35 protein-coding genes are annotated in these 25,375 nt (G+C 53.5%); 19 read left to right on the forward strand and 16 right to left on the reverse strand.

What is annotated here, in order from left to right; genetic code table 11:
- Positions 1-754 precede the first annotated feature (754 nt).
- The 13 genes from IPM50_09265 to IPM50_09325 all read right to left on the reverse strand — a co-directional run bounded on the left by IPM50_09265 (position 755) and on the right by IPM50_09325 (position 9,201).
- Complete coding sequence (locus IPM50_09265; GenBank protein ID QQS31869.1) at positions 755-1,132, reverse strand: hypothetical protein; 378 nt, start codon at positions 1,130-1,132, stop codon at positions 755-757.
- Between the two features lie 15 nt (positions 1,133-1,147).
- Positions 1,148-1,765: a hypothetical protein gene (locus IPM50_09270; protein ID QQS31870.1), complete on the reverse strand. Its 618-nt coding sequence runs from the start codon at positions 1,763-1,765 to the stop codon at positions 1,148-1,150.
- Positions 1,765-2,190: a hypothetical protein gene (locus IPM50_09275; protein QQS31871.1), complete on the reverse strand. Its 426-nt coding sequence runs from the start codon at positions 2,188-2,190 to the stop codon at positions 1,765-1,767. Before IPM50_09275 ends, IPM50_09270 begins: the two co-directional genes overlap by 1 nt.
- Before the next feature lie 10 nt (positions 2,191-2,200).
- A complete protein-coding gene (locus IPM50_09280) occupies positions 2,201-2,866 on the reverse strand; it encodes a hypothetical protein (GenBank protein QQS31872.1) in 666 nt (221 codons plus the stop codon).
- On the reverse strand, positions 2,829-3,137 hold the full coding sequence (locus IPM50_09285; protein QQS31873.1) for a hypothetical protein: 309 nt from the start codon (positions 3,135-3,137) through the stop codon (positions 2,829-2,831). The genes IPM50_09280 and IPM50_09285 overlap by 38 nt, the downstream gene beginning before the upstream one ends.
- Complete coding sequence (locus IPM50_09290) at positions 3,134-3,373, reverse strand: hypothetical protein (protein ID QQS31874.1); 240 nt, start codon at positions 3,371-3,373, stop codon at positions 3,134-3,136. Before IPM50_09290 ends, IPM50_09285 begins: the two co-directional genes overlap by 4 nt.
- 19 nt (positions 3,374-3,392) lie before the next feature.
- Positions 3,393-4,409, reverse strand: a complete 1,017-nt coding sequence (locus IPM50_09295) for an AAA family ATPase (GenBank protein ID QQS31875.1) — start codon at positions 4,407-4,409, stop codon at positions 3,393-3,395.
- Between the two features lie 124 nt (positions 4,410-4,533).
- Positions 4,534-4,932, reverse strand: coding sequence for a hypothetical protein (locus IPM50_09300; protein ID QQS31876.1), 399 nt, complete (start codon positions 4,930-4,932; stop codon positions 4,534-4,536).
- A 140-nt stretch (positions 4,933-5,072) separates the two neighbouring features.
- On the reverse strand, positions 5,073-7,277 hold the full coding sequence (locus tag IPM50_09305; GenBank protein ID QQS31877.1) for a Mu transposase C-terminal domain-containing protein: 2,205 nt from the start codon (positions 7,275-7,277) through the stop codon (positions 5,073-5,075).
- Positions 7,274-7,576 carry a hypothetical protein gene (locus IPM50_09310; protein ID QQS31878.1) on the reverse strand — a complete coding sequence of 101 codons (303 nt, stop codon included), beginning with the start codon at positions 7,574-7,576 and terminating at the stop codon, positions 7,274-7,276. The genes IPM50_09305 and IPM50_09310 overlap by 4 nt, the downstream gene beginning before the upstream one ends.
- An 18-nt stretch (positions 7,577-7,594) precedes the next feature.
- On the reverse strand, positions 7,595-8,347 hold the full coding sequence (locus IPM50_09315) for a hypothetical protein (GenBank protein QQS31879.1): 753 nt from the start codon (positions 8,345-8,347) through the stop codon (positions 7,595-7,597).
- Positions 8,348-8,433: 86 nt separating this feature from the next.
- The gene (locus IPM50_09320; protein ID QQS31880.1) at positions 8,434-8,670 is read right to left on the reverse strand and encodes a hypothetical protein; all 237 of its coding nucleotides are present in this window, start codon (positions 8,668-8,670) and stop codon (positions 8,434-8,436) included.
- Between the two features lie 9 nt (positions 8,671-8,679).
- On the reverse strand, positions 8,680-9,201 hold the full coding sequence (locus IPM50_09325; protein ID QQS31881.1) for a hypothetical protein: 522 nt from the start codon (positions 9,199-9,201) through the stop codon (positions 8,680-8,682).
- A gap of 387 nt (positions 9,202-9,588) precedes the next feature.
- On the opposite strand from IPM50_09325, the gene IPM50_09330 reads away from it, so the two are divergent.
- The 5 genes from IPM50_09330 to IPM50_09350 all read left to right on the forward strand — a co-directional run bounded on the left by IPM50_09330 (position 9,589) and on the right by IPM50_09350 (position 13,457).
- A complete protein-coding gene (locus IPM50_09330) occupies positions 9,589-10,026 on the forward strand; it encodes a helix-turn-helix domain-containing protein (protein ID QQS31882.1) in 438 nt (145 codons plus the stop codon).
- A 28-nt stretch (positions 10,027-10,054) separates the two neighbouring features.
- On the forward strand, positions 10,055-10,471 hold the full coding sequence (locus IPM50_09335; GenBank protein QQS31883.1) for a LexA family transcriptional regulator: 417 nt from the start codon (positions 10,055-10,057) through the stop codon (positions 10,469-10,471).
- A 2-nt stretch (positions 10,472-10,473) separates the two neighbouring features.
- Positions 10,474-10,995, forward strand: a complete 522-nt coding sequence (locus IPM50_09340) for a hypothetical protein (GenBank protein ID QQS31884.1) — start codon at positions 10,474-10,476, stop codon at positions 10,993-10,995.
- A 3-nt stretch (positions 10,996-10,998) separates the two neighbouring features.
- A complete protein-coding gene (locus tag IPM50_09345) occupies positions 10,999-12,492 on the forward strand; it encodes a restriction endonuclease (GenBank protein QQS31885.1) in 1,494 nt (497 codons plus the stop codon).
- Positions 12,493-12,956: 464 nt separating this feature from the next.
- Positions 12,957-13,457: a hypothetical protein gene (locus tag IPM50_09350; protein QQS31886.1), complete on the forward strand. Its 501-nt coding sequence runs from the start codon at positions 12,957-12,959 to the stop codon at positions 13,455-13,457.
- A 21-nt stretch (positions 13,458-13,478) separates the two neighbouring features.
- Here IPM50_09350 and IPM50_09355 read toward each other — a convergent pair whose 3' ends face one another.
- Complete coding sequence (locus tag IPM50_09355) at positions 13,479-13,673, reverse strand: helix-turn-helix domain-containing protein (GenBank protein ID QQS31887.1); 195 nt, start codon at positions 13,671-13,673, stop codon at positions 13,479-13,481.
- 102 nt (positions 13,674-13,775) lie between these two features.
- On the opposite strand from IPM50_09355, the gene IPM50_09360 reads away from it, so the two are divergent.
- Complete coding sequence (locus tag IPM50_09360; GenBank protein ID QQS31888.1) at positions 13,776-14,258, forward strand: hypothetical protein; 483 nt, start codon at positions 13,776-13,778, stop codon at positions 14,256-14,258.
- Here IPM50_09360 and IPM50_09365 read toward each other — a convergent pair.
- Together IPM50_09365 and IPM50_09370 are read right to left on the reverse strand one after the other, a co-directional pair.
- Positions 14,255-14,821 carry a retroviral-like aspartic protease family protein gene (locus tag IPM50_09365; protein QQS31889.1) on the reverse strand — a complete coding sequence of 189 codons (567 nt, stop codon included), beginning with the start codon at positions 14,819-14,821 and terminating at the stop codon, positions 14,255-14,257. The genes IPM50_09360 and IPM50_09365 overlap by 4 nt on opposite strands.
- Positions 14,818-15,063 (reverse strand): hypothetical protein, encoded by a 246-nt coding sequence (locus IPM50_09370; GenBank protein ID QQS31890.1) that lies wholly within the window; start codon positions 15,061-15,063, stop codon positions 14,818-14,820. The genes IPM50_09365 and IPM50_09370 overlap by 4 nt, the downstream gene beginning before the upstream one ends.
- Before the next feature lie 138 nt (positions 15,064-15,201).
- On the opposite strand from IPM50_09370, the gene IPM50_09375 reads away from it, so the two are divergent.
- The 13 genes from IPM50_09375 (at position 15,202) to IPM50_09435 (ending at position 24,916) form a co-directional block, all read left to right on the forward strand.
- Entirely contained in the window at positions 15,202-15,987 is a 786-nt protein-coding gene (locus tag IPM50_09375; protein ID QQS31891.1) for a DNA adenine methylase, read from the forward strand.
- A gap of 87 nt (positions 15,988-16,074) precedes the next feature.
- Positions 16,075-16,251 carry a DUF1737 domain-containing protein gene (locus IPM50_09380; protein ID QQS31892.1) on the forward strand — a complete coding sequence of 59 codons (177 nt, stop codon included), beginning with the start codon at positions 16,075-16,077 and terminating at the stop codon, positions 16,249-16,251.
- 139 nt (positions 16,252-16,390) lie between these two features.
- Positions 16,391-16,600 (forward strand): hypothetical protein, encoded by a 210-nt coding sequence (locus tag IPM50_09385; GenBank protein QQS31893.1) that lies wholly within the window; start codon positions 16,391-16,393, stop codon positions 16,598-16,600.
- 357 nt (positions 16,601-16,957) lie between these two features.
- On the forward strand, positions 16,958-17,413 hold the full coding sequence (locus tag IPM50_09390; GenBank protein QQS34495.1) for a peptidoglycan-binding protein: 456 nt from the start codon (positions 16,958-16,960) through the stop codon (positions 17,411-17,413).
- A gap of 13 nt (positions 17,414-17,426) precedes the next feature.
- The gene (locus IPM50_09395; GenBank protein QQS31894.1) at positions 17,427-17,735 is read left to right on the forward strand and encodes a hypothetical protein; all 309 of its coding nucleotides are present in this window, start codon (positions 17,427-17,429) and stop codon (positions 17,733-17,735) included.
- A 5-nt stretch (positions 17,736-17,740) separates the two neighbouring features.
- Positions 17,741-18,193 carry a hypothetical protein gene (locus IPM50_09400; protein QQS31895.1) on the forward strand — a complete coding sequence of 151 codons (453 nt, stop codon included), beginning with the start codon at positions 17,741-17,743 and terminating at the stop codon, positions 18,191-18,193.
- Positions 18,150-18,530, forward strand: a complete 381-nt coding sequence (locus IPM50_09405) for a hypothetical protein (GenBank protein QQS31896.1) — start codon at positions 18,150-18,152, stop codon at positions 18,528-18,530. The genes IPM50_09400 and IPM50_09405 overlap by 44 nt, the downstream gene beginning before the upstream one ends.
- 9 nt (positions 18,531-18,539) lie before the next feature.
- Complete coding sequence (locus IPM50_09410) at positions 18,540-19,148, forward strand: hypothetical protein (protein ID QQS31897.1); 609 nt, start codon at positions 18,540-18,542, stop codon at positions 19,146-19,148.
- Positions 19,145-20,872: a phage terminase large subunit gene (gene terL, locus IPM50_09415; protein ID QQS31898.1), complete on the forward strand. Its 1,728-nt coding sequence runs from the start codon at positions 19,145-19,147 to the stop codon at positions 20,870-20,872. Before IPM50_09410 ends, terL begins: the two co-directional genes overlap by 4 nt.
- 34 nt (positions 20,873-20,906) lie before the next feature.
- Positions 20,907-21,122 carry a hypothetical protein gene (locus tag IPM50_09420; GenBank protein QQS31899.1) on the forward strand — a complete coding sequence of 72 codons (216 nt, stop codon included), beginning with the start codon at positions 20,907-20,909 and terminating at the stop codon, positions 21,120-21,122.
- Positions 21,119-21,877, forward strand: a complete 759-nt coding sequence (locus tag IPM50_09425) for a site-specific DNA-methyltransferase (protein QQS31900.1) — start codon at positions 21,119-21,121, stop codon at positions 21,875-21,877. Before IPM50_09420 ends, IPM50_09425 begins: the two co-directional genes overlap by 4 nt.
- A 1-nt stretch (position 21,878) precedes the next feature.
- On the forward strand, positions 21,879-23,321 hold the full coding sequence (locus IPM50_09430) for a DUF935 family protein (protein ID QQS31901.1): 1,443 nt from the start codon (positions 21,879-21,881) through the stop codon (positions 23,319-23,321).
- Complete coding sequence (locus IPM50_09435) at positions 23,318-24,916, forward strand: minor capsid protein (GenBank protein QQS31902.1); 1,599 nt, start codon at positions 23,318-23,320, stop codon at positions 24,914-24,916. The genes IPM50_09430 and IPM50_09435 overlap by 4 nt, the downstream gene beginning before the upstream one ends.
- The last annotated feature ends 459 nt before the right edge of the window (positions 24,917-25,375 follow it).

The raw sequence follows: 25,375 nt of genomic DNA on the forward strand, positions 1-25,375 counted from the left end.
GATGTGCCGATTGAGGGAATCATAGACCTTTTCGCTTCGCCGTGCAAGTGTAAAACGTTGCGTCGACGACATTTTCTGCAAACGATCTCAATCCTACCCGACGAGTCCTCGGTCATCTTAAAAACCAATGCCCTGCATGTCGGGCACCGCACGTCCTTCAGATCTCCGTCATTTTCGCTTCCAGGCACTCTATTGACCTCTCTTGTGATTTTTAGATAGGCTTTCAATTACGTCCAATGCTTTCAATTTCGATTTTTCCGGCTGGCTGCTACACCTGCGTCGTTTTCCACATAAAACGAACATGCAGGGTCTTTTAGCCGGATGTCCGTTCCTGGGCCGTGCGTCCATTTATCGCGTGCGAGCTCGCATTTGTAGAACGACTTGCCGTAACTGATCCGTGTTGCGTGTCGACATGTCCCACAGGTCCTGCCATTGGCTGCGAGGATATGAGTCGGCCGCGCCTCGTGTTTCAGTCGAAGCCGCCTGAATGCATCGCGTTGTGATCGCAACTCATCTAGGGTTGGCATCACAGTATCCCTTTCGCTCCAAATATCGAGGCGGCCCCGCGTGCCCCTTTGCTTTGGCTTCTTTCGTTATCGGTTTCGTGAACGAATCTCTGAAGGCAATCCCAAGAGCAGTGACCAAAAAAGTCACTCTTCCGCTCCGGGCGAAGTTTTGCTCCGCACCGGCACGTTTGAATATTCAACCTCGCCACCAGAGCGGCGTTAGGCTTGGCCTGGTTTCGCCCGGCATCTTAACCAGATGTCGTGGGATTGTCCTCCTCATACCAGTCCTCCCGCTCATCGAAAGCTCCTGCCCGACATAGCTCGACCAATGCGTCTACATCGTAGTGCGGCGAGTATACCCGTTCGCCACTGTATAGGAAATGCTCCCGCGTGCGGTGCTCCATCGACGTCAGAGCCAGTTTGAATGCGGTCTGCACGATCTCAGATTTCGTCATATGTTCCGAAAGCATCCACTTCCGCGTTTTTTGCAATTTAATCTCACCGGTCACAACGTCCGGCTCGTAGTATTGCCCCTGCAGATACATTCGAGGGGCGTCGACGACAATAAGGTCGTAATCCATAAAACTGATCTCGCTGATCAATTCTTTAATTTCGCTGCTGTTCATCTTTTCCTCACCTGTCTATCTATCTATCGAGAGTATTGATTTCAATTTTGGAATGTACTTGTTGATCTCTGTTCGGCTCACCGGCTGGTCCGCACCACTGCGTCGCTTGAGATCCTTGTGCGCTGCAATGTGCAGCAGCATGTTCGTGGCCGAAGTTGCCTGTTTGAATGTCAGCCGTCGGAAATTCGTGGTCTTGAACCGTTTTGTTAGGAACTTGGCGCGATCATCAGACGGCCAACCGATGTATGCGTCGAGCTTATCGAGCGTATAGACCTGTTCATCGCTCGCCAGAAAGACCGTCTGGGATTCGCGATCGTCTTGTGACCGGTCAGGTCTCGTTTCGCCACGGCCGAAGTTTCCGGCGACGACATTGCCCGAGACGCTCGTTACTGGCCTTGCCGGTTTCGATCTCGCTGCGGCCGTCTGACCGGTCAACCGTTTCATTTCGCCCGCGACCGCTCCGAGTTGCTCGTCAGTAAGATCCTTGAGCGAAAAAACCTCACGGTCGAGAAACTCGGAGATCCACGCAAGTCGTTCGTCGCGATCCCCGTCTGGCGATATCTGCTTCCAACAGATCTGGACCGCAGCGATCGCTTTTCCTCGATTGAATGTCTTTTTTCGTGTTGCTGGCATTACTCCTCCAACGCCAGCTTTAGTTGCCCGGCCAGCCTCGGGTAATTGATCTTGATCATCGTATGGAGCGTGGTGATCTCATCGAGATACTGCGCTTTCCAAACATTCACGAATTCCTCGAGTTCGGCTTCCGATCTGCCCCACCAGTAGCCTGCCGGATGGCCCTTGCGGGTGCAGATCGGAAAGCCGTGAACGCGACGGAGGCTGCGAACGATGATCCTGACCTGCCGCGATGTCAGCTTTACGTCGCGATCGACGTACGCCCTGTCGATGATCTCCGCCATTTTGATCGGCTTCGACGTGGTGGCGTTCAGTATCAACCCCGCTACGAATAGCTCTGTGTCCGTCAACTCAACGCCTCGAAGCGGCTCGATAACCTCTTCTTCGATCGTCGAAAACGGAAGTTCAGGATCTATCATTCCCATTGATCTGCTCCTATGCGGCCAAAGACTCAAAGAACACCTCGTCATCCGGATAAAGGCTGAGTTTGTTGATCACCTGTGCCCTCGTCGTCTCGTCGAGTATCGAGGCGGTTCTGCTTCCAAAATTCTCCTGTAGCCATTTCCGGTAATCTGACGTATCCCAGCCGCCCGCGTCGAGCTTTTTCAGCAAGCCGCAGTCACGCGCGAGAACGTGGATCCGCGACAGATCCCTACGCCGTTTCTCTGCATCGCTCAACGCCTCGGCGGTTGCGTATAGCTCCTCAGGCGTTGCATTCGGGGGCGTCATCGGTTTCTCAAACTTCACGACCGACCGAGGTTTCAACGGGTTGAATCCTGCATCTGAAAGTGCCGAACCAAGTGCGCGGCTCTCTGCCAACTTATGCGTGTCTATCTCATATCCACCTGGCTTCTCGCCAAGTGTGGCGACGCCTATCCTGGTGATCGACCGTCCATCGCGATCAACTACTGTTCCTTTGTAAACCAGCTGCTCAAGCGCGTGAACGTAGGTGGAATAATCCGGCTCGATCGAAGCAAAGTCTCCGGTCGAGCGTGCGATCCTGATCAGGATCTCCGTCGGTATGAACGGGATCTCCTGATCCCGGCTAAAGAAAAGGCAGCGTTCAATGTCGCTGTCCGACAAGTCGAAGTTCTGCCTCAAAATCGCGAGAGTCTTCCGCTGGCTCTCCGTTGGTTGTATTTTTGTGTCTGACATGGTTTCTATCTCCGTTATTTCTCAGGTAACGTGCGAGTGCGGTCCCGACGAGGGAGGCAAATTCAAAGCTGCGACCGCCGCACTCAGCACATCTGCCGTCGGTCGTCAGGTTGGTATGGATCGGCAATAAGCCCTCGCCCGCACAGTCGCCGCAGACGATCTTCATCTGCAGGACCTCCGGCATCGAGTCCTTATTGATCCGGTTCCCGAACATCATGCTATAGCCCTCATCGCCAGATCCGGCTCGTCACGCGTGATCTGAACAAACTCGGCTCCCGACGCGGGCTCCTTCGGCTCGTAGAAAACGAACCGGCCGTCGCCTTCGCGGTCGCAGATCTCGCGCGCGTTCATGATCGCCGTCCGCGGCTGCTGCGGGCTCAGGCAGAAGCCCGATTGAAAATCTCTGCCACTGATTGCGGCCTGATAGTGTTTGCAACTTTCGCATCTATACATATCCTTACTTCCCTCCTTCTTAGCCGACCATCAGGCGGCTCGCCGCCTTGTCGATCAGTTGTTCCATCGAGACCGCTCCGTTGTTCAGTCCCTCCTCGTTCCGCTCGATCATTTGCACCAGCCGCGGCATTATCATGTCCAAATGCCGGTGATTTCCGCCGGTCGATTGATGAATGTGTCCTATCACGGATGGCGTTGCCCTCTCGCCCAGAACGTGGACCACGATCGTTTTCACCTCTTCGATCGACAGCTCCATAAGCGGATAGTGCATTGCGACGCGGCTGGAAAGCTGCACCCGGACGTCCTCCGTCATGCTCGACCGTGTGAATAGTTCGAAAAGGTCCTTTGTGCCGATCAGCACGATCGGGATCCGAGCCCGTTCCCAGACATAGCAGATCGTACCGAGTGCCTTCTCGTTGAGATAGTTCGCCTGGTCTACAAATAACGGCCTCGGATTCCGCTTCAGCTTCTCCGAGATCATGTCTTCCAGCTTGGCGGTCGGATGCCAGTCGTTTAACCCAAGTTCTCGGGCGATTTTTTGAACGAAGTACCGAGTGGTAATATTGGCCGAACAAAGTATGTCGATCGGCCTCGTCTTCATCGACTCGTTAGAGAATTCGAGCATACATCTGGACTTGCCAACGCCGGGCTTTGCCCAAACAACGACAATCACGCTCTCCTCGATCGCTGTCTTGCACGCGTGACGAAACTGCTGCCAGCTTCGCGTTTCTATAAATGAGTTTTTGTACCCATGCCGGACGGTGCCCTCGACGCGATCACGGTATGCTCGGAGCTTTGATTCGAGCTTTGAGTTTTTTGGATCCACACCGTGCCCCCCTGCGGACTTTTGAAGGAAGTATGTCCCCCCTATATACGCATCGAGAGCTGTCTTTGACATCCCGATATGGTCCGACCGTGAGAGTTCTGACGTTGTAAGATTCGGGTGTCCCTCGACATACTCGGCCAGCCATTGACGAAGCTCTTCGTCGCCAACGGCCTTCACGCCACTGTCTAATTTGAAATCGTCTGCTGCCATTGTAAATTTCCCTCTATTTTTCTAATTGACTTGATGTGGTCGGCACGGCTATAAACGTAGTTGACATGGTTCGCTGCGTTTGAAATAGACGTGCCGACCGTAAGTGGCTTCTCTGCTTCTCAGGTCAGGGAAGCCTTTTCTTTTTGTTCCGGTCGATGATCGCCGGGTCGATCGATTCCAGTAGATCGCGGATCCGGACCAAGGCTTCGTTGTCGTCGAGCTTGGCGTCGTCACCGCAGACTGTATAGGTTCGGGCAACTATCGCCGCCACCTGTGCTGGTAGCTTTAATATCTTCTTTGTTTGATCGTCCACCTTCCATTCCACCTCCTTCCCTTGGATTTCCATCCGCTCTTTCACGAGCAGGCAGATCTTGTATATCTCGTGATATGGGTGCCATGGCTTGAACACCGTTGATCCCTCGTTGATCGTCAATGTGTCCGGATGCGGTATCTCGCACTTTTCGACGAACCGGTACCGCCGCCCGTATTTCTCCGCCTGTCCGACCGGGTTCTGGTACCTCATCGTACATGGCAGGCAGACACCAAACCTTTCTCCTCGATGCGCTCCGACATAGTGGATCCGGGCAAATTGGGTGCAGACGAAGCACCTCATGGACTCGACCGTGGCCGGTCGTCGATGGTGTTGAGATGTATGCTGATTCATCATTCGTCTTCCCACTCCTCCTTGATCGGCGGTGACGATCCTGACCTGCGGAACATCCCTTCGATCACGTTTGCGGCTTCGACCTGGTCTGCTGTTACCGACGTCGCTGACCGAGACGACTTTGGCTTGTCGAACCGTGTCAGATTGATCACTTTAGGCGAGGCATTGACCGCCATGCGCTGGCGATTGCTGTCGACTGGCTTGTCCGGGATATCGGCCACGAGTTGAGCCGCCAGCCTATCCTCAGCCGTTTCGCCGCGAAAGTTGGAGCTTTGTATAAAATGAAATTCCCGAGCGACCTTCTGCTCGTGGGCCCGCTGCTTCGCGATCAGCCCCATCGTCTTTTTGTTTTTGTTCAACACACCCGAGTTTCCGACCGCCTCTGCCTCGACGACCTGGCCGTCCGGCAACACGGCCCAGACGCGTTCCCAGTCGCCGTCGGCGTATCGGATCTCGATCTCTTGCCCCGCGAATTCCTTCATCGCCGGATTAAGGAAATACCAGTGCGGTTGAAAGAACTGGATCCCGTTTTTTCCGATCTTTCGTCTGGCGGCCTTCATCAACAGTAGAGCGAGTGCGTCGTCCGATATCTCGTACCGCGTACGGTAAAGCCGCTCATATTCCATGATCGGCACGACCGTGGCTCCGCCGAGCACCGATCGCGTGTGGGCCGAATGGTTGTACTCGTTGATCCAGCCGGCGAGAGCTTCGCGGTAGTCGTCCAGCATCATGAATGGCGATTCTGACTGCAGCCATTCTGTGTGCATCCCGATCCTCTTTACGAGTCGCTCATGTCGATGCCATGCTCTCTGCCATCGCTCTGGTTTATGTCCCTTGCCGGAACCGCAGTATTCATTCTCAAATGTGTTCCGCTCCCATGCGGACAGGTCCTTGAACGTTCGCTCGACGAATTTTTCTCGGGCGTTATACCCGCGAGCCATCAGGTGTTTTAGCCCTAGTTCGTCGATCAGTCCGACTCGGCGTTGCGTCGCGAGAACGTTAATGCCGCCCTCGATCGCTGCCGCCCTTTTGAACTCGAGCGTCTGGCCGGTGATTGTCTTGCAGCGATAGTCCTTTCCCTGATCGGTGTAGAGGTAGCTGTGATAGTCGCGGTCAGGCTGCGAGAGCGGCTGTGCTCCAAAGTTTTTGCATCCGTTGGCGTACGCCAGCCCGATCGTGACCGACGACGGTGTTAGATCCAGATGCCAGCCCCAGATCAACCCGGTCCTAAGGTCCTGCCAAACGGTCAGCCATGGTCGTGTCAGTTCGCCCGTCGGCAGCATCACCGTGACATCGCGTACCGAGTGATCGCCGACGAGGATCTGCAGGGCGTCAATGTCCCGAACGTCGCGTGGAACGTACGGGGCGAGCTTGCCTGTATATGCTTTTTGCCCTTCGAATGTGATGGTGGAAACGATCTTCGGCAGGTCCTTGTATCGCCGCCAGATCCAGCCGTAGGACGGAATGCTCCATCCATGCTTCGTCGCGAGTTTTTCGAGATCTCGATGCAGGTGCCTCGGGCTCGGCTTCTTACGCCAATTTGCGTTCAACCACTCGACCGCCTCGGCGCTGATGACGACCCGTCGTCCGTCATTCTGCTTTTGAGCTTCGACCGGCTTTCGCAGAAAGGCCGCTAGGCCATCTCGTTTGAACTCCTTTGACCATGCCTCGAGCGTATGCGGGGATCGTGCCTTGGCCCGCGACGGTTCTATCTTTAGCACCGCGGCATCAGAGCACGCTGTCTCTGACGCCAACGCGTAGATCGCTGAGACGTAATCAAATTTTCCGTGCCCGTTCCGCTCGCGCTTTGGAGTGATCGCGTTGTATCGCTCCACGATTGACGCCAGGCGTTGTGCTTCAGCCAGAAAGGACAGTCGGTAGTCTGGCTCATATCGCAGCAACGCCTGCGTCAATCTGGCCTCGGCGGCTGCCATTGCCTCATTGGCACCGAGGCCATGGCCGGCGGGAGCTAAGATCGCCGGCTCATCTGGTTCGTTTGTCAAATATCCGTTTGCGGCTGCCTCTGCGTCGAGCCATCGTTTCTGAAACTCGACCGGCAGCGATTCAAGCAGGCATTCCTGGATCGGCTTCCCATTCCTGCCGCGATGGCCTGTTGATCGCCACGTCCACTGATCACGCCGCCGGGCAAGCATCCCCCGCGAAACACCGATCAGTTTCAGTTGTTCGATCGTCAGCCAGATCATTTCTCTCGTTTTACCTGCTCGCTTTCAGCACATCTCAGGTGCCGAAATTGACCTTTCAAACCCGTCGGGAGCTCGTGCAGGATCACCATTCCGCAAACGTCGCAGTTGTAGATCCTCGTCCGCTCCGGCCGTAATCGCCGCCGCTCAATTCCGCGCATCGTCCTCGTCCCATTCAAAGAACCTGTCGACCATCTCGCCGACTGCGGTTTTCGCAATGCGAAACCGATGATCATCCCGACGCCGAGACAACCGATGATCACGCCCAATAGACTCAGAAAATAGACAGTTATGTTTGACATGATTCGCTGCTCCTTTTCCTAGAAATTGTCACCGTCTAGGCTTACAAACATTGCTGGCGCCGGCTGTCTGGTGCTGCCGCCTTTGCCGTATGCTCGTGAGAGTTGATCCATCAATTCGCCGATGTGAGACAGATCCCCCGCGGCTCTGTTCGCCTTTACTTCTCCCGGCAGAACGTTGACCTCGGCGATAAGGACCAGCAGTGCCTCGACTGCGTTCATATAAGCGACTACATACTCTGGTTTTTCCGCTGCCGCATCGACCTTTGCCTTCAGCTCATCGTACTTCGCCTTGTACCCCTCGAGTTTGGCGTTTGAATTCTCGGACGCGATCTTGTCCTTGACCAGCCGTTCGACCAACTCCTTCACTCCAACTCCGCCGCCGTTCAGGCTGATCCTCTGATCGCCAATGACCGCTTCGTCGCCATCGACGGTGACGTCACCGGCCGAGAGCAGCTTTCGCATGTACACCGGGATCCGCCACTCGCTCATCAGGTCGTATTTGTCGCCTTCGAGCTTGAAAAGCTCGAGCTGGCGGTAGAAAGTCGGTCTTGAGATCGGTGAATGAACTGAGTCGAGGAACTCGTCAAAATTCTGGCAGTCGTAGTCCAGGTACCGTTTGTCGTCACGAACAGTGATCAGAAATCGTAGGAGATCGGAACCCGTCTGCCGATGAAGCGCCGTTGCGTACTTCGACGCACCTAGCAACTGCTGTGATAGATCGCGATCGGCCGTCGATCGCTCGAGTGATTTCTGAAGTGCCGTCTTTGCCATTTTCTCTCTTCTCGTCTCTCAAATGAGAGACGGCTTTTCAATGAAACATTGGGCTTCACGTCCTCTCATCTCTCAATTTGAGAGATTTAAGCCTCATTGATAACGCATTGAAGCTCATTGATTTGCTCCTCAATGTATGCCGCGATGTCCTCAAGTTGAGTAGCAATATCGTCTGCCTTTTCACCTTTCTCGCTTGTCTGAATGCCCTCCGGCATATTGTCAAAATAGTCCCGTTCTTCCTCCGCCAAGGCACTAAGTTGAACCTGGGCTTCTTCAAGTTTTTCCAGCAAATACACCAGATGTTTTCGTCTTTGTTTATTCATTTGATCCCCTCATGCTGCCGTCGATGCCGTCTCTCTTCCTCGCGATCGACGCCGGGCCGATACCACCAGTTCCAGTTTTCTGTTCGCGTTTCTTATGATCTTCGCGTGCGAGTTTCGCAGCTTGATCTCCTCGTGCCCGTCGATCTTGCCGTCGTCAAATGCGGCCAGAAATTCCTCGCTGAAAGACAGCATCTCGCGTGTTGATCTCGAGCAGAACTGGGTTAGTTCCAGTCCGTCGTGATCATCCTCCGGAGTCTCGTCGCACATTGCGATCAGCGTCATCGCGAGAGCTCGCGAATGAAACTGTTTGCACAGCACCGGTATCAGATCAGCCGGTATCGGCGTCTTGCCGGTTCGATAGTTGTACAGGTGGGTCGTGCTGATCCCGGTGAAACCCGATAGCTTTTCCATCACCTTGCCTATCTCAAGTCCTTTTTCTGCGGCGATCCGCTTGATCTCCGCCTCGAACGTCAACGCGATCGGGCTCGGACATTCCGGTTTGTCATCTACTAATTTCAGATCTGCTGCCATTTGAATTTCCCTCCAGTTTTTTCAATAGCGTCGGCCCACCCGACGCGCTAGAATTCATGCGGCCTTACGCCATCGAAATTTCCGATGCTGCTTAGGATTAGGATGATGTCGTCCAAAGACCCTATCAACCGGTTTCCCGAGGTGTCTCGCTATCACCCGTCTGATATGTGGATATATCCGCGCACCGCTGATACACATGGAGATTTCGGGCTGAGTGCAGTTTGCTTCCTTTGCAATCGCATCTCTGCCGATACCTTTTCTAATCATCTCTGCTCTGATTTCCTGGGGCTTCATGTGCTAGAATTCACTTGCTTTTTGCGTGAACAGATTCACGTAGAATTGAGAAGATCCACGTATTGGGGCGATGTCAAGTGAAATTTTGACAGTTTGGCAAGTTTTCTTTTGATGCTGAGTTTTGGAGAAAGACTTAAGACTGCCTTTCGGGGAGCTAAAAACATTCAGATAGCCCGTGAATTAGGCGTCTCAGAGTCGGCTGTCTCGAATTATGTCGGCGGCCGAGTGCCAGACGTTGACCTGTTGGGTAAAATCACAAAATCCACAAATTGTAATCTTCATTGGCTCCTAACCGGTGAAGGTGACCCGTTTCTCGACGCCGAGCCTGAAGATTTCATCTCAGCTTTTCATGCCGAAATCCGCTCAACCGTCTTGAGATTGCTAGACGACGAATCCAATATTGACGCGCAGAAAGTTCGTGATATATTTCGCAGAATCATTAAAGAAGAGATCAGCAATCAGACGTCTCGGCTCGTTGTGCCATTGGAAGTTGGGAATGCTGACGACGAAAAGACCCGTAAAACGGGCTAACACAATAGGCTAATTGACACGAAACACTATGACGATACAAACTCTCACTTTCGTTCCTTCAGATCAACGTTGTCCATTTTTTCCGATCCCTGTTGCCGCCGGAGCTCCGCAGCCGGCTGAACACCACGCTGAGTGGATCAACATCGACGAATACCTCCGACATGGATCCGACGCTGTCGCGTATATTAAGGTTTCTGGCGACTCGATGATTGGTGACGGTATTTCGGATGGCGATATTCTAGTTGTTCACCGTAGGCCGGATGCCTGCACCGGCGACGTAGTGATAGCTGAGATCAATGGTGAGTTCACGGTGAAGCGGCTAAGAACAAACCACCGCGGCCTCTATCTCGTCCCGTCGAACGATCAATACCCGGAATGCGAGATTCGCCGCGAAGACACGTTTGCGGTTTGGGGAATCGTTAAGTTCGTGATACATAGGTTTTGAAATTGAAACGACTAATAGTACTTAAGTTCCTCCTGCTCGTTCTTTCAGCTGTTGTCATTTGCCAGACCCCGAATTCAGCTGTAAGCCGGCAGGCGTCTGCCTTGATCGGAATCGAAAATGCGAAGCTGGAAGTGATCTATGTCGGCGAAGGATTGGAGCGGAAACTAAGGAGAGCGGGCGTCGAATCAAAAGCAATCGCAAGATTGGAGAGCGGTGGAATCGGCATCTTAAAGCCTCCGTACCCGCCGAGATCGTCCGGTCTCCCGATCATCAACATTATTGTGAGTTACGACGAGTCGTACGATGGCCGCTCCTTTGGATATTGGTTCTCGGTTTCGGTCGAGGAAAAAGCTGTGGTGCTTCGCGATCCGGAGATTCAGGGACAGGTAATTACCTGGATCCAACGAACGAGTGGGACATCGGAGATTAAGAATACGCAAGATCTTCTGGATCGAATCCTTGGCTACATCGATTACCTCGTCGATGATTGGCAAACAGCAAACAGAAAAGCAAAGCGACGATAATACATGAACACTCTCTACTACGGAGACAATCTGGACATTTTGCGTGATTACATCGCGGACGGATCTATCGACCTTATCTACCTCGATCCGCCGTTCAATTCCAACCGCAATTACAACGTCCTGTTCAAGAACGAGAGCGGCACAGACTCACAGTCTCAAATTACCGCCTTCGAGGACTCGTGGCATTGGAATATGCAAGCCGAGCAGACCTATAACGAACTGATAAACGAACCCGATCAGGTCGGCCGCATGATCGAATCCTTTCGCGGCTTCATCGGCACCAACCAGATGATGGCCTATCTGACGATGATGGCCATCCGCCTAAAAGAACTTCATCGCGTCCTAAAACCAACCGGCTCGCTCTATCTCCACTGCGACCCAACCGCCAGCCATTACCTAAAGATTCTTCTCGATACGATCTTCGGCGGCCGAAATTTTCGGAACGAGATTATTTGGTGCTATCGCAAATGGTCCGTAGCTCAGAGCCAGTTTGTTAGTAATCACGACGTAATTCTTTTTTATTCCAAGCATGACAGAAGGGTGAATACATTCAACACCTTATTTGCTCCGCTATCGCCAGGGACCCTCAAAAGGTGGAAAGGACAAAAGCAACAGGCCGTGTTTGACGAACAAGGGAGGCGCTTGGCGACGAACTTGGAAGATAAATCTGAAGGGTCGCCAATGGCCGATTGGTGGGAGATATCAATTATCAATCCGGCCGCAAAAGAACGACTGGGTTACCCGACACAAAAGCCACTTGAACTAATTGAACGGATCATCTCTGCATCGTCGAATGAGGGCGATGTTGTTCTTGATCCTTTTTGTGGATGCGGGACGACCATCGCGGCGGCGCAGAAGTTGAATCGCGAATGGATCGGAATCGACATTACGCATTTGTCCGTCGGACTACAAAAGCTCCGGCTCATGGATTCATTTAATTTGACGGCCGGAAAAGATTACAGGGTCATCGGTCAGCCAACGAGCATCGGCGGGGCGAGGGAATTGGCCGAGAAAGACAAATACGGCTTCCAATGGTGGGTTCTTCCGCTCATCGGTGCTAAGGCGTTTGGTTCTGAGGCCGGGAAAAAGGTTGGAAAGAAAGGCGCAGACGGCGGCATCGACGGAATGATCGTCTTTACCGACGACAATTCGGGCAGGGCAAAACGAGTTATCGTCTCGGTCAAAGGCGGCGACGTGAATGTCTCCCAGATTCGCGATCTCGTCGGGACGGTCGAACGCGAAAAAGCTGCAATCGGCCTATTTGTTACGCTCGAGCCGCCCACCAAACCCATGGAAAAGGAAGCTGCCGAGGCGGGCTTTTACCATTCGCATGGCTGGAACAAGGATTATCCGAAGATTCAGATCCTGACCGTCAAGGAGATCCTTAATGGCACGCAGCCCGATCTGCCTCCGAATATTCAGACTTTCAAGAAAGCCGAGCGTGCCGTCACCGACGACCCCGCCGTTGTCGCCCAACGCCTGCTGCCTGAATTCTAACGCCTGAGATCTCTGCGATTGTTTTGCCTGTTGATTAGTACGGAGAATTGATGTCTAAACCTGAAGATCGATCCTGTGAACAAGGTGAAAGCACGGAAAAGTACTTCAAGCGAGTGCTCAATGCCCACGGATATCCTTTTCAATTCGCCGTTCTCCAGCGTGCCCGTCACCTTCAAACTTCACAAATGTCGGATTGGGTGTTTGAATCTTCCGAGGTCCCGGTCGGCGAATCCGGACGCTCAACACATGTTGACTTTGTCCTACGAAGGTATGATGGGCGGGGCTCCACTTCTTCTCTTAATTTGTACCTGATAGCGGAATGTAAACGCGTGAATCCGTTAAGATCAAAATGGTGTTTTGTTCGGAATCCATACCCCATGCGGAACATGCATAGATCCAGTCACCCAATCCAATTCGATAGGATCGTCTTACGGGATTCGCAAGATCGCATTTCAAAGGGCGGAATGATCAAACACTGGGACTCTCCGACCTTCGAACTCCCATTTGAGATTAAATCACATAAGCCAAACGATCCGTTGTCTCCGCTAACCAAATCGCCTATTAACGATGCGGCATACCAAGTCCTTCTGGGACAACGAGGATTTATTTTCCACCTCTCGTCGATGACGGGAACAGACAAGCAAGAGCGATTGCGGCGAGAAAATGTTTTCATTCCTGTTGTCTTTACTACAGCTGATCTTTTGGAATCCGACGTTGATTTGTCCGCGGCGGATCTAGCTTCGGGGGAAATCAACACTGACCCGAACGCCCTGATCAAACGACCCTGGCTATGGTACAACTTTCGACGACACGCCGATCTGGACCTCGCTTTTGAAAACCATGAAGGCTCTCAGACAAACGTTGATAGATATTTTACTGCATTTACGCGCTCAATAGCTTTCGTTTCGGTCTCTGGAATTGATGAGTTTTTGACACTAGACTTCGGTCAGTGGCTTAGCGGCTAGTGGAGATGCGTTTGTCAATATTTAGACTTTCTTGGGCCGCCCCATCTTGACCTCAACGCCCATTAGATCACTTTCCGGTATCTCCCAATATTCTCCGAGCGGCGTCTTGACCTTTCGAGCGTTTGGCAGTTTCCCGATCCTGCACCACCGATTGATCGTTGATACCGCTGCTCCTAGTCGTTCAGCGACCTCGCGAGCTGTTATCTTCCTGCTCATTGAAAAAAGTACCGAACCCTGATAACTTTCCTTAAAACAGTTCAAGCCCGACGCATTTCAGCGTCAGGCTTGATAGAATTACTCCAAAAAAGGAGCCCTCAAATGTCAAATGATAATAACACAGATCTAAAAAGCACTCCGAGTATCGATATAGCTGCCGTTGCCGGACGCGTCGAAGCACTCGACCGGCTTTTCCATGTTGTTTGTGAGACTTTAGTCAAGAATGGCGCGATCGATAATGACGATCTCTTTAACACCGTCCGTTATCTGAACTCCAATTTCAAGGAAATTATGGATGCCAACGATCGAGTGCTGGCCGCCGATCGCGTCACCCTGGATTGTTTTAGGGCTTTCGCAGAAATGCTTGATGATATCAACGAAACGGCTGGGGAGATCAGCGAACTATCTGAAACGCAAATTCCTGGTGCTGTCCGCCTAAATGACAATTCTGCTCGACGGCTGGAAATGGTCGCCGGCATCGACCATGCAAACCAGATCCTAGCCGCGATCGGCGTCCCAATGCCCGACGCGGCCGACCTAGACGAGATCCATATTCGAATTTGCGGTTCCACCGCACACGGTTAGGCCTTGGCTCCATGGCATTTCTTGAACTTGACTCCGTTATTGCAAGGACATGGGTCATTCGGGCCAACGGCATTCCTAAGCTGCGTATTGAAATCTTCTACGAAATCAACACTACCCTGGGAGGGAATTCGGAATGAAAAACAAGTCTTTCCCTTAAAACTCGTTATCGAAAAATCACCCGACGCGATCACGTCCATCCCGATGATGATTCCGAAATTATCCACGACTTCCGGTAATTCGATCACCGGTACTCCGGGAAATGCCACGCCGTTCGGCAGAAACAGGTTCACAATATACCTCAGAGCCTCAGATTGACCGCCACCGTGATTCGTGATCGATTTACCGATAGGCATCAGACCAAGGGCTTTCACTACACCAGAGGTAATCACAGACGAGGTCGCACCGGTATCCCACAAAGCATCGGTTTCATGTTTTAAAGGGTTCTTTGGCGGGTTCTTGGGATCAAATGCGACGCTAATGCTCGCACGGGTGATTATGCGGTTTACTATGCCGGGATAGGAGTTCGTTAATGCGTGGAATTGGGGAAGAGGCCTGGCTTTCATTTCTGCTCAAATATAGTGTTGGCCGATGAAATGGAGACAGTGTACGCATCGGCACCTGGTAGACATGGTTGGATCATGAACTTACCGGGATCAAATTTTTCGTTACCGTCCAAATATGCCTCCAAGGCGGTGTCGAAAGCCTGAATTACTTTGTCTCCATAGATGAGTAAATATTTACCCCTGTATTGTTGTACCAACTTCGGCTGATTCTTAATAAAGAACTTCAGTTCCTTTGCAAACATCTTGCACCTCCACAATTTGTTACTCATTAGCTTTAGTTTAGCGAAAAATCCCTCGCGGCGGTAGTGTGAATTCCATACTTGACAACCTGCCCCTGACCCACGCTAGTGTGTGTGCCTTTGACTTGTTTGGAGGCACTTATGATCACAAATCCTGTTCTGAGATATTACGGCGGCAAGTTCCGTCTGGCGCGTTGGATAATCTCGCATTTTCCTATTCACGATTCCTACGTCGAGCCGTTCGGCGGCGGTGGATCCGTCTTGTTGCAAAAACCGCCTTCGGCGATCGAAACGTATAACGATCTCGACGGCGACGTTTGCAACTTCTTTCTGGTCGTCCGCGATCGCGTTGACGAGTTGATCCGGGCGATCCGACTGACGCCATGGTCGCGGGATGAGTTTGAGCTTTGTCTGCATTCGGCCGCCGATCCTCTCGAGCGTGCGCGGCGATTGTATTTCCGACTTAAGATGAGCATGCACGGCGGCACCCGTGCGATCGCGTCAAACTTTCGCCGGCACAAAAGCCGCAGCTCGCCGGTGACGAGCATCAAACCGCAGGCTCTTTACGAGGCCGCAAAACGCTTGTCGCCGGTGCAGATCGAGAACCGCGATGCTCTGAAGCTGATCACTGAGATGGACACGCCGGAGACGCTGTTCTATCTTGACCCACCTTATGTCACCTCGACGCGGACCGACAAAAGGCGTTACGCCCACGAGCTGGACGACGACGGCCACCGCCAGATCGGCGAGGTCGCAAATAACATCAAAGGCTTTGCGGTGATCAGCGGCTATGCGTGTGAGCTATATAAAGAGATTTTCGAGCGGCGTGATTGGCGGCGGATCGATACCGAGTCAACGGTAAATGGCGGGGTCAAGCGGATCGAAAGTCTCTGGCTCTCGCCGCGAACGGCTGAGGCGATTGGCTAATTCTACAAAAGGATCGGACGAATCCTCGGCTCCGTTTTGAGACGAAGATTTTGCACTTTGGCCGATTCAATTTAGAATTGTAAATGAATGCAAACTGATTATAAGATCGTTGAAGAAGAATCGCAGGCAGAACCAGAGCAGCAGGTGCGTGATCTCATGCAGCAAGGCTGGGTCTGCCAAGGCGGTGTTCAGGTAATCCCGGACACCGAGGCCGATGGAGCCGACTGGTCCTACCAGGCGATGGTAAAGCTATCTGAAGATTAGCTTGCACCGAAATGCAATTCGGTTTATAGTTTAATCGACCGAAACCGAGCCGCCGCGACGGCCAAAATAACACACATTCTTAGAGGCTCTGAGAAGCCCATGGTTCATACGAACCGTGGGCTTTTTTGTGTTTACAGCTATGACCCAAGAACAGATCGACAACACATTTACTTATCACGCTCCCAAAACCGGCCAGCCGGATCGATACGACGCGATCAGAACAATGGCAAAGGCGATGGCGGTTTTGATCCAGGAAGCCTGTCCCGAGTCGCGTGAAAAGAGCCTCGCATTTACCAAGATCGAGGAATCTATGATGTGGGCGAACGCCAGCATCGCTCGAAATGAATAGGTGATCAATATGAGTTCAGTTCTAGTTCAATTAAAAGGTGTCGATGCTCCGACCCCAAAGATGCATCGCGACGCAGCCGAAGCTTTCGATCGGCTTCGATCGCAGATCCTGGATCTCGCCGGCTTTGACTTCCTCGCAAAATGCGGCGACATCTTTCGCCCGGCAAATTTCAAAACCTCGAAAGACGGCGTCGCCCATCAGAGTTGGCACAAAACCGGACGAGCCTTTGATTACGATCAGACGTCGTCAGCCCTCGTAATCGTCTCAGAACCAAAAGGCGGCAAGCAATATTTCCGCACATATCTTAAATGTAAAAAGCAGGACGGCACGCTCGGTAAAAAATTGACCGTCCGTGACATGCGTGGCTACAACGTTACGGCATGGCTCGTCGATTTCACTGCGATCGCTGAATCGTTGAACTTCATGCGAATCCCCGCGTGGTCCGGCTGGCAGAGCAAATATAACCGCCGTGAATTCTGGCATTACCAGTTCACGCCAAAGGGTCTGACCTGGGACGAGGCGATGCGTCAGATCAAAGGTGCCGTTCCGGGCGCAGCTGCGACGGCGGCCACCGCTCCGGCAGCCGTTACACCGACGCCGCCGGCAAAGAAAATATATGGTCTCAACGATCGCGGCGATGCCGTTAGTGATATCCAGGCAAAATTAGCGGCAAAGGGATTCCTGCCGCTCGAAGAGGTCGACGGCATTTTCGGTGCAAAAACGAAAGCCGCCGTCGGGGCGTTCCAGCGGTCGCAAAAACTCTCGGCCGATGGACTTGTCGGTCCGAACACTCGGGCCAAGTTGTTCAACTAGAACAGGAGAAACTATGTTCCTTACATTTCTATTTTTCGCGTTCATCTCATTCTCATTCTTCACACCCGAAAGCATTGTTACGATGCTGGCCGGCGCACTCGTCACGATAGGTGTCACCCAGTGGATAAAGCGTCAGACAGGAGTGCTCGGCGTCGCCGCGGCGTTCTTAGCATTCGCATTGTCGTTCGTTGCCGCCGCTCTTGCAGTTGTCATTTCGCTTCTGTTGACTGGCGGGCCGATCTCGTGGGACACCATTCCGCAGGCCGGCCTTCAGATCTTCGGTCTGGCGACGATGGCATACAAGGTCTTTCTTAATGGGTGATCCGTATGCCGCTGCTGCTTTTACAGTCTGCGGGCGATTTTTCGCAATGGGGTGTCGCCGGAGCGGTGCTGATGCTGGTTGTCGCGTTTCTCGGCTTCCTGCTTAAAGTGCTTCCGACCTGGCGCGACGTTAAGTCTCGCGAGTTTGACGTTCGAACCGAAGAGGCAAAAGTCTCCGGACAGATCTCGACAGCGATTCTCCAGAGTGCCAATGCACAAAGCCAGCTCGCCGGCGCTATTGATTCGTTGGGCGGAACGCTCAATCACATTGCGGTCGAACAGCGAAAGACCACAGACAATTTGCTTATCCTTCAACGCGTCAACAACGAGGATACGAACAGGCTTTCCGAAACCGTTGATGTGCTTGTTGATCGTATGGATTCGATGGAAACGACCATTAAGGAACACGGAATTTATGGCTCTCATAGACCCAAAGCAGTTGCGTCAAAACGCGACTAACCGACGCCGCGGCCTGATCCTGCATTTTCTGTACATCAGCTCTCCAAAGCCGGTTGAGTTTTCGTCGTTGATATTTCTGCTCGATAAGCACAACAACCCTGTATCCGCACGGCGACTCGCCGAGGACCTTGATTTTCTTCGCGGCCCAAAACTCATTCGTGTCTTTCCAGTCGGAGCTGATTCCGAACTCAACTCCGTCGAACAAGCGAAACTGATCCAACGCTATTGCGACAGCGAGGGTGAACTCGACGATCATTTCGCCGCATCGATCACGACCCGCGGCATCAATTTTCAGGAAGGCGTCTTCGACGAGGCTGGTATTACGCGCGTTGGTTAAAGGATATGTATGGGACGCAAAAGTACGGTGGACAAACTGCCCGACGATCAGTTCGATTTCGTCATACGCGCCATTCTTGCCGGTGCGACCGATCGCGAGATATCGGCGGCGTTCGAGCGACAGTTTTCACGACCGCTCCCAAAATCGAGCCTAAACACCTGGCGTAACAAAGCCGGCAACGAGCTCGCCGAACGATATCGGCTAAAGCGGTTTCAGGTTCGTTCATTCGTCGAGGAACTCAAGACCGCCGGCATCGACGTTGACAACGATCGGTATGCCGCGACGATCCAAAACCTCGAGGACCATCTGCTCACGAACGAGCGAGATCTCGTGTCCGCCGATCCGGTCAAACTGCTCGGGCTGCGGCAAGAGGATGAGCGGCTCAAGATCAAGCGTGAGCAGATCGCACTGAATCAGGCAAAGCTCGATTTCGAGCGTGAGAAACACGAACGCGAGGCCGCGGTCCGCGTCGATCGCCTCGCCATCGGTGCCGACGTTTGGAGCATCGTCCTCGCCGTCATGGCCGAGCACGAGCCGCACGTCGTCGATGCACTTACGCGGCGATCGCCGGACGTACTCGCAGTCATCGAGAACCGGCTTGCAGATACTGCTAAATGAAACTGCCCAAACAGCCAATTTCAAAGGAACAGTTCCGCGAGCTTGCACGAGCGGCGACGGAACAGATCCAGCAGCTTCGAGCGGCCGCACAGGTTGCCGCTGACGAATTGGCTGCCGGTCGCTCTGCGTTCGGACCCGAGGACGGCACACTTGAGGAACGTCTCGAACGAACCCGCAATTCCCCGCTCGAATTTGGCCGGACATATCTGCCGCATTTTTTTGAATCCGAGACGCCTGCATACCACCACGTTCTCGATCGGCTTCTCGTCGGGGATTACACGACCGCCGACCTAGAACGATGGACCGAGGAACTCGGCATTGAGGTGTTCGAGGGCGACCAGCATTTGCGGCTTCTGGCCATCTGCATATTTCGCGGCGGTGCCAAATCGGTATTCGCGATACTGTTCGATTGCCTCCGTCGAATCTGCCACGGGCTCGATCCCTATATTATTATAGGCAGCGACACTGTTGGTCAGTCTGCCTCGCAGCTCGAGGATCTCAAAGACGAGCTGGCATTCAACGAAAAGATACGTGCCGATTTCGGCGACCTCAAACCCGACCAGGGCGTATGGCGTTCTGCCGAACTGGTCCAGCGAAACGACGGCCGAGCCGTTTGGCGTGAGGGACAGATCATAACGGCAAATCGTGTCCGCGTCGATGCGATCGGTCGCGGCGGTAAAATGCGTGGCCGGCGATTCGGCACCAAACGCCCTACGCACATCATCCTCGACGATCTCGATAATGACGAGAACGTCATCACAAAAGAGCAGCGTGAGAAAGCATGGAACTGGGTCATCTCGGCTGTCGAACCGGCCCGCGATCCCAAGATCGGACGCATCGTCGTGATCGGAACGATCATTCATTTCGATTGCGTCATCGCCCGTGCGGTGCGTAAAACGAACGCCGACGATCAGCGCTTTTTCACATCGATCCGTTTTCCGGTTATGCATCGCGGCACGGACGGCGAATGGATCTCCGCATGGCCGCAGCGTTTCACGATCGACAAACTTCTCAAAACCCGCGAGTTGCTTGGGCCGACGCAGTTCGGTGCCGAGTATATGAATGATCCCCGTGATCCATCGACGCAGATCTTCAAACCGAATGAGTTTGTCTATTACCCAAGCGGCGAGATCGAGGACAAGCGGCTTTTCCGAATTCTCTACGTCGATCCGTCAAAAGGTAAAAAAGGCAAGGGCCGAAAGAAGAGCGACTTTTCGGGTTTCGCAGATGTCCTAGTCGACCCGACCGGCCGCGTCACCTATTTGCTCAACGCGTTCCGAAAACGGCTCACACCAAATGCCGCCAAGACCGAAGTTGTCGAATGGTGGATCGAGGCCGCAAAAGGGAAATACGCAGTCGAACTTTGGATCGAGGAAAACTCATTCGGCGACATACTCGGTGAGAATTTTCAGGACGAGCTCCGCCGTCGCGGCCTCGATATCCGTGTCCGGACGCTGCTGCATACAACCGAAAAGATTGCTCGACTCGAACGCCATTCGATCCGCTGCGAAACGGGCGGCGTTCGATTTCCCGATCGTTGGGCCGACGAAACACGCCGGCCGGAGTGGTTTTCGGAGTACGAGGATTTTCCGACCGGCAGCTACGACGACACGATCGACGCCATCGAGTCCGCCGATCACATCGGCATGAATGAGATGGCAGGCCTGATCGAATTTCGATCGACCGGCGTCAGAAACGGCAGTGCAGCAATGAGAGGATTCTAGGACCGCAGGCTGCCAGCCTGCTATTTGAGTCGAAATGACAGACGAACAAATAAAGAACAATTTTTCATATCACCCTCCGATCAAGGATCAGGAGATCAGGTACGGACGACTGCGAAACTACGCACGCGAATTCGCTGAACAGATTAACGCTCTCTGCCCCGAATCTCGTGAAAAGAGTCTTGCGTTCACAAACTTGGAACAGGCGATGATGTGGGCAAACGCTAGCATAGCCAGAAACGAAAAGGAGTGAGACTCGACGTCGACAACCAAACTCTCCACCACGCCGATTGGCGTGAGGTTCTGCCTGCTCTCGAAACCGGTTCCGTCGATCTGCTGCTTACCGATCCGCCGTATGGCACGACGTCGATCGCATGGGACAAGAAGGTCGACTGGCCGCTGTTTTGGGAAGAGGTAAAACGCGTCTGCAAGCTGAACGCGGTTATGGTCGTATTCGCTGCAGGCAAATTTGTGAACGAGCTGATCAATTCGAATCCTACTGATTTTCGATATGAGTTGATCTGGGAAAAGGACCAAGCAGTTGGTCACCTCGACGCTAACCGCCGGCCGTTGCGTGCCCACGAGCAGATGTTGATCTTCACGCGACTTGGTTTCAGGCAGTCCACCTACAACCCTCAAAAGGTCAAGGGCAAACCGCACAAGATCGGCGGTGCGAAACGGAAACCGGTTCACTACGGAGCACAGCTCGGCGGCACCGTCGAATCCACCACCGATCTATATCATCCGCGATCGGTGCTCAAATACAGCAACAAGGTCCGCGGCCGTTCGCTCCATCCGACGGCAAAGCCGCTCGAACTGGTCGAGTGGCTCGTCCGCAGCTACAGCTATGAGAGCGATGTCGTCCTCGATCCTTTCAGTGGATCCGGCACTACGCTCGCAGCCTGCATGATCTCCGGCCGTCGCGGCATCGGCTGCGAGATCAGCCCTGAGTACTGCGAAACGATCAAACACCGCCTGGCGGAGTTAAAGGTTGCTCTCGGGAAATAATATGACGACAGCAGAAAACATCGAACTATTTGCCGAGATACTCGCGAGCGACAAGCTTGGCGCGTACCAGAATTTCAACCGGTTCATGTCCACGGCGTTCAATTCTGACGATCCGTCGGCGACTTGGGAGCAGATCAAGTTCAACCCGTGGATCGCTATGGCCGTATATTGGGACATGGAGGAAAAAGATGCGGCCGTTTTCTCGGCTTTGGACACTCGGAAGAATAACGTCCTCTCGAAAAATCGAAACCTCATTCCTGCGACCGATAGCCGCCGCGATCGTCGGGTTGCAGACTTTGTTGAAGAGTCGTTGAAACACTATTTTCGCGATCTTGAGAGCTTTCTGTTCGAGGCTCTCGACGCGATCGGAAAGGGCGTCTCCATCGGCGAGATCATCTTTGCCGACGGTTCCGATCGCATTTATATCGAGACCGTCAAGTTCAAACCGCAGCACCTGTTCTCATTCGGCGAGACCGACATCGCTGGTTTTTCGACGGCGTCGATCGCCTATCCGCAAACGGGCCCACTCCAGTTAAGGTCGGGAGTGAACATTCCCGATATGCCTATCGGAGGACCGTTGCCGGAGGACAAGTTCTTCGTCTTTTCATTTCGGCCTCGGTACGGCAATCGTTGGGGTGATCCCGTCGATCGTAAAGCGTTTTGGCCGTCGTGGATCAAACGTAGCTCGATCCGCCAATGGCTCCGATATCAGGAAAAGGGCACCGGCGTCGTCCATGCCAAATATCCGTCATCTGCCGGTCCGAAAGAGCAGCAGGACGCACTCTCGGCGGCAGCTGCATTGCACGACGAAACAGCGGTCGCGACGCCCGACAAATTTGAGATCGAGGTGCACGAAATGGTCCGCAACATCGGCTCTTCGCACAAGGAACTCGTTGACGATTTCTGCAATGCCGAGATCTCGCGGATCTATCTCGGTCAGACCCTCACCAGTCGCGGTAGCGACGGCGGCGGCTCGCGGGCATTGGGTGAGGTTCATGAACGTGTCAGCGACACGATCGCCGAGAGCGATTGCAAGGCTCTGATGCAGGCTGTCAATGAAGAGATCATTCGGCCTCTCGTCCGGCTCAATTTTGGCCCCGGCGTTCCGCTGCCAAAGTGGACGATCGAATACGAGCCAAAAGAAGATCTCGACGGCAAGGCAAAACGGTACGCGGTGATCCGCACCAATATCGGCCTCGACCTGTCGAAACAGCAGATACGCGAGGACCTTCAAATCGACGAGCCGCGAGACGACGACGACCGTCTCGCTGCGGCCGCAGCGGATGAAACACCGACCGGCGGCGATCCGTTAAAACTGTCTATGACCGACTTTGCGGAGGGGAAAAAAAAAAAGTACCTACCTGGCTCCGGCACGCGGTCGAGCTCGAGGACGGATCGCTTCGGCAGATTGCGGCCGTCTATGATCAGATTTTCCGACGAGTGATCCTCGCCGTCGAGGCGTCTCCTTACCAAGTTCCCGACTTCGCGAATGTGGTCTCAACGGAGTTTCAGCTCTTTGACAATCTGCTTTCAAGATCGATCTTTGCATCCTACCTGCTCGGCCTCGACGCCGCTCGCGACGACATAATTGCGACACTCGGCAGAAACCCAACCGGTAGGGCGGGTGCCTCATTCGCCGAGGGCGACAACGAACCTGAACGCCGTCGCGGAGCTCGATCTGTTACATGGCTGCCATACGGAAAGGATCAGTCCGGAGCCACGATCGATTCCGACGATTCGCCGATCTCCATCGATATGCGATTCGACGTCCCGCCCGAGGAAGCGATCGACTATTTTCGACGTAAACGAAGCGTCTCGCCGGAAGAGTTTTATAAGCTCGACGCCGAGGCTCGTACCGGAGCCTTCACCGTCTCGCGTGTCTATCGCGACGACATGATCGAGGGTTTCCGCACCGAGATCCTAAACGCACTCGAAAATGGCATTCCCGAACGCGAGACCGTCAAACGCCTCCGCTCGATCCTCGACGGCGGCCCGCACGCGATCCTGTCCAACCGTCGTCTGGAGACGATCGTTCGCACAAATATGATGGTCGCCTACGGCGTTGGTCGTCGAGCTGCTATGGATGCGACAGTCGATCTATTGCCGATCTGGGAATACTCTGCGGTCGGCGATGACCGCACGCGTGCCAGTCACAGAGCACTCGACGGCGTCACCTATCCGGCCGATCACCCGTTCTGGAACCAGTACTATCCGCCGTGGGATTTCGGCTGCCGCTGCACCGTCATCCCGATGCCTTCGTATCGCAAAAATTACGACCACGCAAAACCCAACGGCATCGACGCCGTCGAATACGACGACACTGGCCTGCCGTCAAAGAGTGTCGTGGACGGCGAAACTGTCTCCCTCCGCCCTGGCAAATTCCGCGGCATCCCCCGACGTTCGTCTCTTGCCGTCGCCATCGCCTCCGGGGTGAGCGGGGAAATGGAAAGGCCTTTAGAATTTCGCAGCTCGACGACCCTAGAGAAATTCGCAAAAGATCAGTTCTCTGTCTCCAACCGCTCAATCATCAAGGAAGAGGTCGATGCCATCCGTCAGTACGGCAGCGATGCCTATTCGCACCTTAACAGACACCTTCGCGGTTTAGGCCCGGAACCTGGCCGCAGAAAATTATCGACGAAAGAGATCGATTCTTTGATCAGCAATCTCGATTCTGCGATTTCTAAAGGCAGAGTAACCAGACCCGTTAAACTCTACCGCGGTATGGGTGTCGATAAAGGGCAGCAAATGTGGAAGACCGGAGATATGATCCAAGAAGCAGGCTTTGCCTCAACATCTCCCTTGCGGAATATCGCAGAACGATTCGCCGGGTATGCCAAAGATAAAGGATTGCGCCCCTTTATTCTGGAATTCGTTATCCCCAAAGGCACCAATGCCGTTTACGTTGAGAACTTTCTCGCGACCCGTGAGTTCGAGTTTTTACTTGCACGTGGCTATTCTTTTGAGATAATCTCTACTCGGATAGTGAAAGGAGTCACTTATGCCAAAGCAAGACTCGCAGGGAAACTGGGTGCTGACTGAAGACGAACGCCGTAGAGACGCGGCTATTGGTCGCGATCGATCACGTTATGACAAACAAGCACTCTCCCCGAAAGCTACCCCTGAAGAGATCAAGGCCGATAGAGCCCGCCTCTCCGATAGATCATCCACGCCGTAATCTTCCACCTCCTGTCGGACTAGCTGCCTCTCTGCATCCGGATAAAATTCTTTGAGTTCTATGTAACCGCCTCTGATAAATTCTCGAAGCCTGCCGCCGGGCTGATCTGATATCCGATTCTCCAGAATCATCTCTTCACAGGAATACGTTGGAGTTTTTGGCTCCATTTTTCCCACATACGAAAAGCGCGCTTTGGATTGTTCACACTCGCGCCTTCTTCAATGATCCGGAGCGCGCTTTGGATCGATTCCGATCGACCCTTTTCTCGAAAACTCGGGCGCGCTTTGGATTTCGCCGTTCCGCCCCTCAACATTCGCTGTAAC

The organism is Acidobacteriota bacterium, from assembly GCA_016700075.1.
GTDB lineage: Bacteria > Acidobacteriota > Blastocatellia > Pyrinomonadales > Pyrinomonadaceae > OLB17.

Coding starts and splice junctions, on each gene's coding strand:
- IPM50_09405 (QQS31896.1), top strand. CDS start 18,150: ATGGCTCTCATAGACCCAAAGCAGTTGCGTCAAAACGCGACTAACCGA.
- IPM50_09380 (QQS31892.1), top strand. CDS start 16,075: ATGCAAACTGATTATAAGATCGTTGAAGAAGAATCGCAGGCAGAACCA.
- IPM50_09325 (QQS31881.1), bottom strand. CDS start 9,201: ATGGCAGCAGATCTGAAATTAGTAGATGACAAACCGGAATGTCCGAGC.
- IPM50_09420 (QQS31899.1), top strand. CDS start 20,907: ATGACAGACGAACAAATAAAGAACAATTTTTCATATCACCCTCCGATC.
- IPM50_09345 (QQS31885.1), top strand. CDS start 10,999: ATGAACACTCTCTACTACGGAGACAATCTGGACATTTTGCGTGATTAC.
- IPM50_09395 (QQS31894.1), top strand. CDS start 17,427: ATGTTCCTTACATTTCTATTTTTCGCGTTCATCTCATTCTCATTCTTC.
- IPM50_09350 (QQS31886.1), top strand. CDS start 12,957: ATGATCAAACACTGGGACTCTCCGACCTTCGAACTCCCATTTGAGATT.
- IPM50_09290 (QQS31874.1), bottom strand. CDS start 3,373: ATGTATAGATGCGAAAGTTGCAAACACTATCAGGCCGCAATCAGTGGC.
- IPM50_09285 (QQS31873.1), bottom strand. CDS start 3,137: ATGATGTTCGGGAACCGGATCAATAAGGACTCGATGCCGGAGGTCCTG.
- IPM50_09335 (QQS31883.1), top strand. CDS start 10,055: ATGACGATACAAACTCTCACTTTCGTTCCTTCAGATCAACGTTGTCCA.
- terL (QQS31898.1), top strand. CDS start 19,145: ATGAAACTGCCCAAACAGCCAATTTCAAAGGAACAGTTCCGCGAGCTT.
- IPM50_09310 (QQS31878.1), bottom strand. CDS start 7,576: ATGTCAAACATAACTGTCTATTTTCTGAGTCTATTGGGCGTGATCATC.
- IPM50_09305 (QQS31877.1), bottom strand. CDS start 7,277: ATGATCTGGCTGACGATCGAACAACTGAAACTGATCGGTGTTTCGCGG.
- IPM50_09275 (QQS31871.1), bottom strand. CDS start 2,190: ATGGGAATGATAGATCCTGAACTTCCGTTTTCGACGATCGAAGAAGAG.
- IPM50_09375 (QQS31891.1), top strand. CDS start 15,202: ATGATCACAAATCCTGTTCTGAGATATTACGGCGGCAAGTTCCGTCTG.
- IPM50_09295 (QQS31875.1), bottom strand. CDS start 4,409: ATGGCAGCAGACGATTTCAAATTAGACAGTGGCGTGAAGGCCGTTGGC.
- IPM50_09265 (QQS31869.1), bottom strand. CDS start 1,132: ATGAACAGCAGCGAAATTAAAGAATTGATCAGCGAGATCAGTTTTATG.
- IPM50_09385 (QQS31893.1), top strand. CDS start 16,391: ATGACCCAAGAACAGATCGACAACACATTTACTTATCACGCTCCCAAA.
- IPM50_09365 (QQS31889.1), bottom strand. CDS start 14,821: ATGAAAGCCAGGCCTCTTCCCCAATTCCACGCATTAACGAACTCCTAT.
- IPM50_09320 (QQS31880.1), bottom strand. CDS start 8,670: ATGAATAAACAAAGACGAAAACATCTGGTGTATTTGCTGGAAAAACTT.
- IPM50_09355 (QQS31887.1), bottom strand. CDS start 13,673: ATGAGCAGGAAGATAACAGCTCGCGAGGTCGCTGAACGACTAGGAGCA.
- IPM50_09300 (QQS31876.1), bottom strand. CDS start 4,932: ATGAGGTACCAGAACCCGGTCGGACAGGCGGAGAAATACGGGCGGCGG.
- IPM50_09270 (QQS31870.1), bottom strand. CDS start 1,765: ATGCCAGCAACACGAAAAAAGACATTCAATCGAGGAAAAGCGATCGCT.
- IPM50_09430 (QQS31901.1), top strand. CDS start 21,879: ATGACGACAGCAGAAAACATCGAACTATTTGCCGAGATACTCGCGAGC.
- IPM50_09410 (QQS31897.1), top strand. CDS start 18,540: ATGGGACGCAAAAGTACGGTGGACAAACTGCCCGACGATCAGTTCGAT.
- IPM50_09370 (QQS31890.1), bottom strand. CDS start 15,063: ATGTTTGCAAAGGAACTGAAGTTCTTTATTAAGAATCAGCCGAAGTTG.
- IPM50_09390 (QQS34495.1), top strand. CDS start 16,958: ATGCGTGGCTACAACGTTACGGCATGGCTCGTCGATTTCACTGCGATC.
- IPM50_09315 (QQS31879.1), bottom strand. CDS start 8,347: ATGGCAAAGACGGCACTTCAGAAATCACTCGAGCGATCGACGGCCGAT.
- IPM50_09360 (QQS31888.1), top strand. CDS start 13,776: ATGTCAAATGATAATAACACAGATCTAAAAAGCACTCCGAGTATCGAT.
- IPM50_09400 (QQS31895.1), top strand. CDS start 17,741: ATGCCGCTGCTGCTTTTACAGTCTGCGGGCGATTTTTCGCAATGGGGT.